This is a genomic window from Cupriavidus sp. 8B (assembly GCF_054589115.1).
Genome location: NZ_BAAILO010000332.1, coordinates 1 through 238 on the forward strand (window position 1 = coordinate 1; position 238 = coordinate 238).

The following is a 238-nucleotide window of genomic DNA, read 5'->3' on the forward strand; positions in this document are numbered from 1 at the left end:
GAACGTCGGCAAGAGTGCGGCCGACATCCGCAAGGAAGTGACTGCTGGCGGCTGGTATGCGTCGCTCGCGGTGGACGGCACGATCCGAGCCGAGACTACGAAGGATGCCGTCAACGACATCCTGACATACAAGGCGGCCGCATGCGCGAAGGTGCGACAAGCCATCGCGAAGCGGACCTCCGACGAGGCAGAGCGAAAGCGGCTCTATACCCTGCTCAAAAGTGACAAGTGGCTCGAA

General features: G+C 61.8%; 1 pseudogene. It reads left to right on the forward strand.

Annotated features, from left to right (window positions below):
• Positions 1-238, forward strand: a pseudogene (locus ACYP5B_RS33595) (transposase); the annotation flags it as partial.